The 11,764-nt window shown below is 63.1% G+C and carries 14 protein-coding genes; 5 read left to right on the top strand and 9 right to left on the bottom strand.

The window, feature by feature from the left end; translation table 11 throughout:
- Window positions 1-74 precede the first annotated feature (74 nt).
- Window positions 75-1,109 carry a glutamine synthetase beta-grasp domain-containing protein gene (locus ABIB66_RS13735; protein WP_354055017.1) on the bottom strand — a complete coding sequence of 345 codons (1,035 nt, stop codon included), beginning with the start codon at window positions 1,107-1,109 and terminating at the stop codon, window positions 75-77.
- 538 nt (window positions 1,110-1,647) lie between these two features.
- Here ABIB66_RS13735 and ABIB66_RS13730 point away from each other — a divergent pair.
- Complete coding sequence (locus ABIB66_RS13730; RefSeq protein WP_007609476.1) at window positions 1,648-1,851, top strand: DUF2735 domain-containing protein; 204 nt, start codon at window positions 1,648-1,650, stop codon at window positions 1,849-1,851.
- Window positions 1,852-1,965: 114 nt separating this feature from the next.
- Here the strand turns inward: ABIB66_RS13730 and ABIB66_RS13725 are convergent, their stop codons facing one another.
- The gene (locus tag ABIB66_RS13725; RefSeq protein WP_354203865.1) at window positions 1,966-2,277 is read right to left on the bottom strand and encodes an MliC family protein; all 312 of its coding nucleotides are present in this window, start codon (window positions 2,275-2,277) and stop codon (window positions 1,966-1,968) included.
- A gap of 71 nt (window positions 2,278-2,348) precedes the next feature.
- On the opposite strand from ABIB66_RS13725, the gene ABIB66_RS13720 reads away from it, so the two are divergent.
- Entirely contained in the window at window positions 2,349-3,122 is a 774-nt protein-coding gene (locus ABIB66_RS13720; RefSeq protein WP_354254944.1) for a tyrosine-protein phosphatase, read from the top strand.
- On the opposite strand, the gene ABIB66_RS13715 is transcribed toward ABIB66_RS13720, so the two are convergent.
- The gene (locus ABIB66_RS13715; protein WP_275167147.1) at window positions 3,112-3,855 is read right to left on the bottom strand and encodes an SGNH/GDSL hydrolase family protein; all 744 of its coding nucleotides are present in this window, start codon (window positions 3,853-3,855) and stop codon (window positions 3,112-3,114) included. The two genes, ABIB66_RS13720 and ABIB66_RS13715, sit on opposite strands and share 11 nt — an antisense overlap.
- 117 nt (window positions 3,856-3,972) lie before the next feature.
- Between ABIB66_RS13715 and ABIB66_RS13710 the strand changes: the two genes are divergently transcribed.
- The 3 genes from ABIB66_RS13710 (at window position 3,973) to ABIB66_RS13700 (ending at window position 5,853) form a co-directional block, all read left to right on the top strand.
- A complete protein-coding gene (locus ABIB66_RS13710) occupies window positions 3,973-4,653 on the top strand; it encodes an SDR family oxidoreductase (protein WP_354203868.1) in 681 nt (226 codons plus the stop codon).
- Window positions 4,654-4,765: 112 nt separating this feature from the next.
- Entirely contained in the window at window positions 4,766-5,452 is a 687-nt protein-coding gene (locus ABIB66_RS13705) for a DUF2161 domain-containing phosphodiesterase (protein ID WP_354203870.1), read from the top strand.
- 95 nt (window positions 5,453-5,547) lie between these two features.
- Window positions 5,548-5,853 carry a hypothetical protein gene (locus tag ABIB66_RS13700; RefSeq protein WP_007591844.1) on the top strand — a complete coding sequence of 102 codons (306 nt, stop codon included), beginning with the start codon at window positions 5,548-5,550 and terminating at the stop codon, window positions 5,851-5,853.
- A gap of 79 nt (window positions 5,854-5,932) precedes the next feature.
- Here ABIB66_RS13700 and ABIB66_RS13695 read toward each other — a convergent pair whose 3' ends face one another.
- From ABIB66_RS13695 to ABIB66_RS13670, 6 genes are all read right to left on the bottom strand, one after another.
- The gene (locus tag ABIB66_RS13695) at window positions 5,933-6,562 is read right to left on the bottom strand and encodes a GNAT family N-acetyltransferase (protein WP_354055029.1); all 630 of its coding nucleotides are present in this window, start codon (window positions 6,560-6,562) and stop codon (window positions 5,933-5,935) included.
- A 149-nt stretch (window positions 6,563-6,711) separates the two neighbouring features.
- Entirely contained in the window at window positions 6,712-7,113 is a 402-nt protein-coding gene (locus tag ABIB66_RS13690; RefSeq protein ID WP_354055031.1) for a PaaI family thioesterase, read from the bottom strand.
- A gap of 171 nt (window positions 7,114-7,284) precedes the next feature.
- The gene (gene kynU / locus ABIB66_RS13685) at window positions 7,285-8,487 is read right to left on the bottom strand and encodes a kynureninase (protein ID WP_354203873.1); all 1,203 of its coding nucleotides are present in this window, start codon (window positions 8,485-8,487) and stop codon (window positions 7,285-7,287) included.
- 8 nt (window positions 8,488-8,495) lie between these two features.
- Window positions 8,496-9,335 carry a tryptophan 2,3-dioxygenase gene (gene kynA, locus ABIB66_RS13680; RefSeq protein WP_027569723.1) on the bottom strand — a complete coding sequence of 280 codons (840 nt, stop codon included), beginning with the start codon at window positions 9,333-9,335 and terminating at the stop codon, window positions 8,496-8,498.
- A 33-nt stretch (window positions 9,336-9,368) separates the two neighbouring features.
- On the bottom strand, window positions 9,369-10,178 hold the full coding sequence (locus ABIB66_RS13675; RefSeq protein WP_354055036.1) for a hormone-sensitive lipase: 810 nt from the start codon (window positions 10,176-10,178) through the stop codon (window positions 9,369-9,371).
- 257 nt (window positions 10,179-10,435) lie between these two features.
- On the bottom strand, window positions 10,436-11,713 hold the full coding sequence (locus ABIB66_RS13670) for an ArgE/DapE family deacylase (RefSeq protein ID WP_354203876.1): 1,278 nt from the start codon (window positions 11,711-11,713) through the stop codon (window positions 10,436-10,438).
- Window positions 11,714-11,764 lie beyond the last annotated feature (51 nt).

Below are 11,764 nucleotides of genomic sequence, written 5' to 3'. Positions count from 1 at the left end.
TCCGCCGAAGCCTTTCGGCTTCGGCGGATCGAAGTCCAACCCGGGCCAGCCCCCCAGCCCGGGCCGGGAGGATCTTAGGCGGCGGCCTTCTTGTCGGCCGGCACGGAGGCGATCGTCTTCAGGATCTGCGAAGCGATCTGGTATGGGTCGCCCTGCGAGTTCGGACGACGGTCTTCCAGATAGCCCTTGTAACCGTTGTTGACGAAGGAGTGCGGCACGCGGATCGAAGCACCGCGATCGGCAATGCCGTAGCTGAACTTGTTCCAGGGCGCGGTCTCGTGCTTGCCGGTCAGACGCTTGTCGTTGTCCGGGCCGTAGACGGCGATGTGGTCCATCAGGTTCTTGTCGAAGGCCGCCATCAGCGCCTCGAAGTACTCCTTGCCGCCGACCGTACGCATGTACTCGGTCGAGAAGTTGGCGTGCATGCCGGAGCCGTTCCAGTCGGTGTCGCCGAGCGGCTTGCAGTGGAACTCGATGTCGATGCCGTACTTCTCGGTCAGGCGCAGCATCAGGTAGCGGGCCATCCACATTTCGTCAGCGGCCTTCTTGGAGCCTTTGCCGAAGATCTGGAATTCCCACTGGCCCTTCGCGACTTCCGCGTTGATGCCTTCATGGTTGATGCCGGCTGCCAGGCAGAGGTCGAGATGCTCTTCGACGATCTTGCGGGCGACGTCGCCGACGTTCGAGAAGCCGACGCCGGTGTAGTACGGACCCTGCGGGGCCGGATAGCCGGAGGCCGGGAAACCGAGCGGACGGCCGTCCTTGTAGAAGAAGTATTCCTGCTCGAAGCCGAACCAGGCGCCGGAATCGTCGAGGATGGTGGCGCGCTTGTTGGTCGAGTGCGGGGTCTTCCCGTCCGGCATCATGACTTCGCACATCACGAGCACGCCGTTGGTGCGGGCGGCATCCGGGAACACCGCGACCGGCTTCAGCACGCAATCGGAGCTGTGGCCTTCAGCCTGCTGGGTGGAGGAGCCATCGAAGCCCCAGAGCGGAAGCTGCTCGAGCGTCGGGAACGACGCGAATTCCTTGATCTGAGTTTTGCCGCGCAAGTTCGGAGTCGGCGTATATCCGTCGAGCCAGATGTACTCGAGCTTATACTTGGTCATTGAGCCTCTCTGTAGATGATGCGAAAGGTGGGGGCCGCAGGCCCCCGCACGATTGTTTACCCGGCCAACATCGGCCGACCCTTTCCAAGCATTTAACGTGCCAAAAGGCCGCAGCGCGGGAGGTTTTCCACCGCAACCGGCCTCCGCTCCCACCCGGCGGGTCATCCAGTCCGCCGTGCGTCATAGCGGCGCACCTTTGCGTGAAGCTGCACCGCAAAAATCCCGCGGAAAACGCCCGATTCTGGAGCAGGCAGGCTGGCGCCTGAGGTTGCCGACTAAACGCGCATCAACGTCCGGCAATATTCGCCAAGTCTGTGCCCGTCGCCCGCAACCTTCGCAATGGCCCACGCGTTAGCCACCCGACCGCTGCCTCAGAGGAAGCAGAATGCAGTCTGCCTACAAAATAGGCCAAGGCTGATTTCCTTTTCAGCACTTTGCATTTCGGAATGCACGGCCGATATGGGGATTCCAGTAACCACAAGCCAACGAGTCGGGCGCACCATGGAGGCCCAGCGCTGCGATCTCGGGAGATACCGCAATGATGAACAATGGACTGAGTCACGGATCTGCACAGATCTATCAATTCCCTGTCGGGGGCCGCTCGGCTCTCGGGGGGCGCCGCAACGGTGAGACCCGCCTTCCCGCCAACCACGCCTCGCTCCCCGCGAACGAGACGATTTGCAGCGGCAGCTGGTACCATCAGGAAGCAGTCGATGAAGCCAAGCCGAAATGGGATCGCTGATGCCTGCGTTCGGTTCAATACCGCCGCGCCCTCTCAAGCGTCCGGCGTCAGTTTGAAAAAGGGTCGAAACAACGAAGTTTCGGCCCTTTCTGATTTTTGTGGAAATGCCGCCGTTCAGATGCCCGCGCAGGCCGTGACCGGCCGCTTCAGATGCTTGACCGTGGTGCTGCCGGTCTTGCCGATCACCAGCGTGATCCCCGCCCCCGAATAGCGCGCGCCGGAGACCGTGATCCGCTTGGCGAGCGTAACAGGCTCGCCGTCGATCTGGAGGAAGGCGCGCTTGTCGGCATCATAAAACCCAACGATGAACTGCGTACCATCGACGCACCGATAGGTCCGGAACGTCTGCGCATCGGCCTGCCGCGCTCCGATCATTGCGCCCGCCAGCATGGCGACCGTCAAAAGAATGGCCTTGTGCCGGCCCATGATCGCCCCCTGTAATAGATCTCAAGGACGCCCGTCGTGCGTCCAATGGAACCATAACGCAAGCTGATCTCATGCAAGACAAGTCCCCGCAAGGCAACTCCGGACAAGACGCCCCTGCCCGCCATCTCGCCCTGCAGGGCGCCAGCAATTTTCGCGACCTCGGCGGCTATCCGACCGCAGATGGCCGTACCACGCGCTGGCGGCACATCTTCCGCTCCAACCATCTCGGCCAGCTCACTGCTGCCGATGTCGAGATCGTCCGCGCGCTGGGCGTGCGCAGCGCCTTCGATTTTCGCGGTGTCGAGGAGCGCGCGGCGGGCGTCTGCGTGATCAACGAGATCGCCGTGCATTCGCTGCCGATCGAGCCGACGGTCGTGGCTGCGCTGCGCGGCGAGCTCGCCAGGGGCAGGCTGACCGCGCCGGTCGCGCTCGAGCTCATGCGCGAGTCCTATCGCAATTATGTCCGCCACAACACAGCCAGTTTCCGCACCCTGTTCGGGCATCTCCTGGAGGACCGCGCGCCGCTGGTCATTCACTGCACCGCCGGCAAGGACCGCACCGGCTTTGCCAGCGCGTTGATCCTGCATGCGCTTGGCGTGCCGGATGACGTCATTGCCGAGGACTATCTGCTGACCAACCAGCACTACAAGCGCGATGCGACGGCTGCCACCGATCTGCCCGAAGACGTACGCAATGCCATCGGTAGCGTAGAGGCGTCGTACCTTGCCGCAGCTTTCGAAGCTGTCGGCGCCGAATATGGCGATCTCGAAACCTATCTGCGCGACGGGCTCAAGCTCGGCGCGGCCGAGCGGAGCGCGCTCAAGGAGCGCTATCTCAAGTCGTAATCAGGCATGGGCATCTTTGCGTTGCACCGGTCGCCGTTAGGATCGCCGAACGCAGAGCCCGCGCGACTTGCATGGTGCTCCAGTCGCTCTGGTGCAGCTTCAACTCGTCGTCCGGCGCGAGCAGTTGCTCAAGCGAGGCGTTGTTGTGCTCGTTCCAGTGCCGCATCAGGGCCCAGCGCTGGAACAAATTGACTTTGGCCTCTTGCGCGGCGGCCCGGATGGCCGAGACCATCTTCTCCGAGAGCTTGGCATTGTCGCCGAGCATGGCCGTGACGTATTGCGGGTTGATAAGAATGACATCTGTGGCCGGATGATCGCGCAGGCGGGCCAATCCCTCGGTGATCTTAGCCACCACCTCATCGAAGTCGAATTCGTTGCTGCGAAACACGGCGTTGGTTCCGACCTGCCAGAGCACCAGCGAAGGATTGTCGGCAAAGATGTCGTCTTTGAACCGAGCCACTTCTTGCGGCGCCTCTTCGCCGCCCTTGCCACGGTTGAGCACGTCGATCCGGATGTCCCGATGGGGATCGTCATCCTTGTAGTGCGTTCTCAAATACAACTCGAGCCGCGCAGGATATGCGACGACGTTGCCAAGTCCGGCCGTCGAAGATGACCCCATCGCCACGATGCGCACGGGCCCCCTTCCGCTCAATGCCTTCCTGAAGTTCGGCAGCGGATACTGCAAATCAACGATCGCAGCAGGAAACTCGAGGGTCGGCAAATTGTCGGTCATGAAACAGCCTCCTCCACGATCTAAAGTTGCATCTTAGCCCAATTTGGAGCCGGCCGCCATTGCAAGTCCAATTCGGGCCGCGCAATAGTCGGCGACAGGTGAAGGACGGAGAGTCTCGTGCAGGGAAAAGTCGTTGTGGTGACCGGCGCACTCGGCTCGCTCGGCAAGGTGGTCGCCGAGACCGCACTGGCACGCGGCGCGCGCGTTGCCGGCATCGACCATGCGCCGTCGCAGATCCCCGCAATGCCCGAGCGCATCGAGATCGGCGGCGTCGATCTGTCCGACGCAGCACAAGCAAAGACGGCGGTCGAGGCGGCGGCGAAGCATTTCGGCAAGCTCGATGCGCTGATCAACATCGCCGGCGGCTTCGCCTTCGAGATGGTCGGCGACGGCGACGTGAAGACATGGCAGCGCATGCATGCGCTCAACCTGCTGACGGCTCTCAACGCCTCGCACGCGGCGCTGCCCCATCTGGCCGCGTCCAAGGCCGGCCGCATCGTCAATATCGGCGCCATGGGTGCGCTTCAGGCCGGCTCCGGCATGGGCCCCTATGCAGCGTCGAAAGCCGGCGTCCATCGTCTTACCGAGGCGCTGGCGAGCGAGTGGAAAGGCAAGGTGACCGTGAACGCGGTGCTGCCCTCGATCATCGACACCAAGGCCAACCGTGCCGACATGCCAAAAGCCGACTTTGCCAAATGGGTGACACCGCAGGAGCTCGCCGAAGTCATCCTGTTCCTCGCCAGCGATGCCGCCAGCGGCGTCACCGGCGCGCTGATCCCAGTCGGCGGGCGGGTGTAGTTGCATACCGGTTTGCTTGTCTCTGCGCCGGCTCCGATTCTATCGAAGCCAGGAAAGCTCTACACTGCCCGCAACTGATTCCCCGATCGGACGTGATACTCGGAAGCCTCCTTTGGAAACCACGCTCTACCTGCCTGTCAAACGGTTCCTCGAAGAGCTCGGCTTCACGGTCAAGGGCGAGATCGGCGGCTGCGATCTCGTGGGCCTCAGCGCCGGCGATCCGCCGGTGGTGGTGATCGGCGAGCTCAAGCTGAGCTTCAATCTCGAGCTGATCCTTCAGGCAGTCGATCGCGCACCGGCCGGCGACGACGTCTGGATTGCCGCAAAAATGTCAGTGCGCGGCAAGGGACGCGAGACCGACGCACGCTATCGCAATCTCTGTCGCCGCCTCGGCTTCGGCATGCTCGGGGTGACCGACCGCGGTCAGGTCGAGGTGCTGGTGAAGCCGCCGACGGCAGCCCCACGCCGCGAGCCGAAGGTCCGTTCGCGCCTCGTCGCAGAGCATCAGCGCCGCCGGGGCGATCCGGTGCTGGGCGGCAGCACCCGCGCGCCGATCATGACGGCCTATCGGCAGCAGGCGCTGGCATGCGCCTCGGAACTCGCGGCGGGCCCGCGGCGGGTGAGCGAATTGCGCCAACGCTGTCCCGATGCCGGGAAGATCATGCTTAACAATGTGTATGGCTGGTTCGAACGCATCGAGCGGGGAGTCTACGGGCTGACGGAAGCGGGTCATGCGGCGCTGAAACGCTGGCCACAACGGCGGGTTGAGGATGTTGCCGCTGTCGCGTCACCACCCTGACACCCAACCCGTGCATAGCTGAGATGCCACACCGATTTCATATTGCAATGCAACATGGACGGCACTAGGTATCCCGGCATCGAAACGAGGCCGTTATGAACGCAGACTGGAATACCAAATATGGCACGCGGCGCGTGCGCCACGATCCCCCGACTTTGGACGAGGCGATCTTCGCCGCCGTCGGCATCACCGACGATCAGGAGCAGCAGGCCGAGATCGCCGCAGCCCTGATGGGAATGCCGCTCGATGTCGTCCAGGCCGAGGTCAAGAAACAGGTTCGCACCAACAGCCGCATCACCTCGACCCGCGTGATCGCCGGCGAACAGGGTGCGCAGCGCTCGGTAGTGGTCGAACGCCGTGTCGTCCGCCGCTTCGGCAACGACAAGCGCACCGGCACCTGAACGCTTAGCTCGTTATTTTGAATACGAAAGCGGACCGGTTTTGCCGGTCCGCTTTTTGATTCCAGTCGGCTTTTTCAGGTCAGGCGGCGCGATTGCCATAGATGCTGGAGATGATCTTCCAGCAGGTCGAGTTGAAACTGATAAGAGCGCGGCCGGCCGTGAATGGCGAGGCCGCGAGATCAGCAAGTTCGTCCCCAGGCGCCTTGGCAAGATCAATCGTACCGGTCGATTCGCCATGACGGAATTGCAGATGCGCCCCGAATTTCCTGGCGAGCGCCCGCATTGCGTGGTTCTCGGCGCCGGTGGTGATGCGCAGGCGCTTGTAGCCTTTCCAGCGCGCTTCCGCGATCAGGCGGCTGAACAGCACGGTGCCGACGTTCTGGCGCCGCGCCGAGGCTTCCACGCTGAAGGCGACCTCGGGCAGCGAATCCCCCTCGGGCGGATGCAGCTCGGCCGCACCGCGGACCACGCCGTCGACGATATAGGCGACGATCACGGTGCCGTCCTCGGCACAGCGGGCGGCGTAACGCTCGATAAAACTGTCATCGAGAAAACCGTTGAAGCGGTCGTGCCGGCTTTCGGCATCGAGCCTCAGCAGGTGATCGCGCAAGAGCGGCAATTCTTCCTGCTGGCTCAAGGTGCGCACGTAGCCCTGAACGGACTTCGGGCGATTGGTTAGTTCAAGTCCAAAATCTGCTGCGAGTGACAAGTCAAAACTCCTCTTGGTATCACTCGAGGAGGCGTTCGAATCCCTAGGCCTCCAATATTGTGCATCGCAACAAACTTTTCAAGACGGGAACCTGCCCAAGTTTCGGGCATTGGAGGCGACTAATTCGTTAATAAAATCAAGCCCCGTATTCATACGAGGACCAGCTGGGTCTGCGTCACCACGGCGACCAGCTTGCCGTCCTCGGTCTCCAGCCGAGTGGTCCAGACCTGCGTCCGCCGGCCCCTGTGGATTGGGGTGGCGGTCGCGATCACGGTGGTTCCCTCCTTGGCCCCGCCGATGAAGTTGGTCTTGCTCTCGAGCGTGGTCGTACCCTTGGCGTCGTCCGGCAGATTGATCACGGTGGCCGCTGCGCCGACGGAATCGGCCAGCGCCATCACCGCGCCGCCGTGGATGGTCTGATGAAGCGTGCAGAGATCGGGCCTGACCGTCATCCGCGCCACCACGCGATCTTTCCCGGCCTCGACGAACTCGACGCCCTTGAGTTCGGCAAACGGCATCTTCATCGCTTTAAGTTTCTCGAGCGGCGTCATCGGATCTCCTCCCAAATCATTCTGCTCGCAGGGTGAATTGCTCCACGCGGCAAAGCAATGACGTCCGAGGTAATCAGTGCGAGCGCGGCGAAGCAATCCAGACTCTTTCCGCGGATACATTTCTGGATTGCTTCGCTGCGCTCGCAATGACGGGGGAGACAGCCTTCGACCTCACGTCACCGCATTCACTACCTGATACTCCGGACGCCGCCACACCTCGCCCGCAATCACCTCCTCGATGATCTCGGCTGCCTTCATCACCTCGGCCTCGCCGATATACAGCGGCGTGATGCCAAACCTCATGATGTCAGGTGCGCGGAAATCGCCGATGACGCCACGGGCGATGAGGGCCTGCATCGCGGCGTAGCCGCCGTCGAAGGCGAAGGAGACCTGAGAGCCGCGGCGCTCATGCGGGCGCGGCGTGACGAGCTTCAAGGACGGGCAGCGGCGTTCGACCTCGGCAATCAGGAGATCGCCGAGCGCCAGCGAACGCGCGCGGACTTCCCTGATATCGACGCGATCCCAGATGTCGAGCGAGGCCTCCAAGGCCGCCATCGCCAGCACCGGCGGCGTTCCGACGCGCATGCGCTCGACGCCGCCGGCGGCCGCATAGGCAAGCTCGAACGCGAACGGCTTTGCGTGCCCCATCCACCCCGACAAAGCGGCGCGCACGCTGTCGGCATGGCGCGGCGCGACGTAGAGGAAGGCCGGCGCGCCAGGGCCGGCGTTGATGTATTTGTAGGTACATCCGGCGGCGAAATCAGCGCCGGTGCCGGCAAGGTCAACCGGCAGCGCGCCGGCCGAATGCGCGAGGTCCCACACCGTGACGATGCCGAGCGCATGCGCTGTTGCAGTCAGCTTCGCCATGTCGTGGCGCCGTCCGGTGCGGTAATCGACCTCGGTGATGTAGAGCACCGCGATCTCCACCGATAACGAAGCCTCGATCTCCTCCGGCGCCACCAGGCGCAATTGATGGCCACGGCCGAGCGTCGCGATCAGGCCTTCAGCCATGTAGAGGTCGGTCGGAAAATTGCCGGTGTCCGACAGGACGATTTTGCGCGATGCGTTCATGTCGAGCGCGGCGGCGAGCGCCTGATAGACCTTGAGCGACAGCGTATCTCCGACCATGACGGAGCCGGCTTCCGCACAGATCAGTCGCGCGATGCGATCGCCGACATGACGCGGCTGGACGTACCAGCCCGCCGTATTCCAGGAGCGGATCAACTCATCGCCCCACTCGGCGGTGATGACGCGGCTGACGCGCTCGGCGACACCAAGCGGCAACGCGCCGAGCGAATTGCCGTCGAGATAGATCACACCGTCCGGCATATGGAACAGCGCTTTGGTGTCGTCGTAGACGCGAAGCTTGGTCATGAAAATCTCTACAGGATCGTGCGCACGCGCCAGAGTTCAGGAAACAGCTCGACCTCCAGCATGCGCTTGAGATAGCTGACGCCACCGGTGCCCCCGGTGCCGCGTTTGAAACCGATGACGCGCTCGACTGTCGTCACATGGTTGAAGCGCCAGCGCCGGAAGTAATCCTCGAAATCGACCAGCTTCTCGGCGAGCTCGTAGAGCATCCAATGCGTTTCCGGCGCCTCGTAGACGATACGCCAGGCCTGCAGCACACCTTCGTTGAAACTGTGAGTCTCGCGAACATCGCGCGCCAGCACGGCCGCGGGCATCTTGAGTCCGTTGCGGTCGGCGAGCCGCAGCACCTCGTCGTAAAGGCTTGGGGTCGCAAGCTCGGCTTCGAGCAGTTGCGTGGTTTCCAGATCGTGCGCGTGCGGCTTGAGCATGGCGTGGTTGCGGTTACCAAGGAGGAATTCGATCAGCCGATATTGCCGCGACTGGAAGCCTGAGGACTGGCCAAGCTGCGAGCGGAAGCGCGTATACTCGCTGGGCGTCATGGTGCGCAGCACGTCCCAGGCGCCGTTGAGCTGCTCGAAGATCCGCGACATCCGTGCCAGCATCTTCATCGCAGGCTGCACCTCATCCTTCGCGATCGAACGGCGTGCGGCGCTGAGCTCGTGGATGGCGAGCCGCATCCAGAGTTCGGTGGTCTGATGCTGGATGATGAACAGCATTTCGTCATGGGCTTCCGACAGCGGATGCTGCGCGCCGAGGATCGCATCCAGCGCCAGATAGTTGCCATAAGACATGCGCCGGGCGAAATCGGTCTCGGCGCCTTCGCTTGCGGGATCGTATTCGCTGGACGTCATGGCAGGCCCTTTCGATCGATCGTTATGGCCTCGTCAGTCGAGGCCGATCAGGCGCGCGGTGATTGGCGACGACGGGTCCTTGAGGGCGTCGATCACGGTGAAATGGTTCAGCCCGGGATCGACGACAAGACGCGTCGGCACGTCGAAGCCAGTCCAGACATTGGCCATCAGATCGGACTGGCGGATGAATTCTGGCCGCTCATTGCCGCCGACCCAGGCGGTCACGGGGGAAGGCCCACGCGGCAGATGCAGCGCTGCGCTTTCCAGCGTCGCCTCCTCCATCGTCATGCGCAGGGTGTCGTTCATCCTGGTCTTGAGCAGCGGACGCAGATCATGCAGGCCGCTGACGGAGAGCGTGCCGGCGATGCGGTTGAAGATGGCGGGATCGAGCCGGCTATCATTGCACAGCATACGCGTGACGAGATGACCGCCCGCGGAATGGCCGGCGAGCCGGATCGGACCCGCGACGAGAGCGGCCGCCTTGGCGATCGCTGCGGCAATTTCCGTCGTAATGTCGGAGATGCGCGCGGCCGGCGTCAGTGTGTAGCTTGGCAGTGCCACCGTCCAGCCATGATGACGCGCGCCTTCGGCAAGATCGGTCCATGTCGATTTGTCGAAGCGCATCCAGTAGCCGCCGTGGACGAACACGACGAGGCCCTTGCTGTCGCCGTCTGGCAAGATCAGGTCGAGGCGCTGGCGCTCGCCGGGGCCATAGGCGATGTCGGCGCGAAACTCCTTCAGCCCGGCACGATAAGCCGCCGCCCGCTCCGCCCATAACGCCGGGATCTTGTCCGAGCCTGGGATATGGGCCGAATTGGCGTAAGCGTCATCCCAATCGCGCATCGTTGCTTCCTCGACGGACTCGGGTCTTGTGCAGCTGGCGCCAGTCTGCCACCGGCGCGGGCGGCATCCTAGTCTTTAGTTTAAGCTTAAAGGATTTGGGGGCGCCGCTGGATTGGGCAGGCGGAAGATGGTTCGTTCCCCGGGCGCAGCGCAGCGTGAAACGATGCGCAGCTGAACCGGGGTCCAACTGTGCGGTGACGTGGGTCCCGGCTCTGCGGCGCACCGCTTCGCGCTGCGCCGCGTCCGGGACACGAGAGCTACCCCTTCTCGACCCCGCACCAATCCGCGATGAACAACGCCATCGCCTTGGTCGTCTTCTTCAGCGAGTCCAGATCGACAAATTCATTGAAGCCGTGCATCTCGCCGCCACTCGCGCCGAAGCACAGGCTCGGGATACCGTGATTGAGGCCGTAGAAGCGGGTGTCGGTGAGCGCGGTGAAGACGAGGTCTTCGATTTCGCCGCCATAGACGGTGTTGAAGGCCTTGCCGAACGCCGCCTCAGGCGCGGCGGCGTCGGTCAGCTCATAGCCTTCCGACAAGAAGCCCGACCATTCGACCTCCGGCGGATTGTTGGCGAGGAAGCGGTGGTTGCGTGCGGCAGCCGCAACGCAGGCCATGATCTCTTTCTGGTGATCGGCGATCGACCAGCCCGGCAACACAGCGATCCGGCAGTCGACGTCGCACCAGGCCGGCACGCTGGAGGCCCAGTCGCCGCCCTTAATGATGCCGGGGTTGAAATTGATGGGATGGTTCAGCGCCTTGAAGTGACGATCGGCTTTCGCGCGCTCGTTCCACTCGATCTCGAGTTTTTGCAGCGCCTGAATCAAATGATAGGCCGCCATGATTGCGTTCGCGCCGGAGCCGGCGAAAGCGACATGGGTCGGATGGCCCTTCACGCGCAGGCGGAACCAGATCACGCCGACCTGCGAGCGCACCATCTTGCCGCCGGTCGGCTCAGGGACGAAGCAAGCATCTGCACGATAGCCGCGTTGAAGCGTCGAGAGCGCGCCGACGCCGGTGCTCTCCTCCTCGATCACCGACTGGAAGTGGATCCGCGCCGTCGGCTTGAGGCCCGCAGCCTTGATCGCATCCAAAGCATAAAGCGCGCCGATGGTGCCCGACTTCATGTCGCAGGCACCGCGACCGAACATCTTGCCGTCCTTGATGACGGGCGAAAATGGCGGGGTATCCCACAATTCCAGCGGCCCCGCCGGTACCACGTCGCAGTGGCCCTGGAGGATCAGCGATTTGCCCGCCTCGGTTTTGGGCCGGTACGTGCCGACAACAGTGCGCGCCTTCGAAAAATCATGCTCGATGGGGCCGAAGCCGCGCAAATCCTTGAGGTCGTCGACATCGATGTGCCAGTCGTCGACCTCGTAGCCGCGCGCGCGCAGGAGGTCGCCGATCATGTCCTGGCATGGCCCCTCCGCCCCACGGGTCGAGGGGATCGCGACGAAATCGCGTGTGGTCGCGAGCTGGGCTTCGAAGCCGGCATCGACGGCGTCAAGAATCCTCTGCTGCGTTTCGGCATTCATCAGGCAACTCCAATCGGGCATTGAGATCATCGAAGGAGCGCAAGCTAGCCG

This window comes from Bradyrhizobium sp. F1.13.3 (assembly GCF_040548265.1).
GTDB lineage: Bacteria > Pseudomonadota > Alphaproteobacteria > Rhizobiales > Xanthobacteraceae > Bradyrhizobium.
Note: the sequence above shows the minus strand (reverse complement) of the source record. Positions and strands in the feature narration are given on the sequence as shown.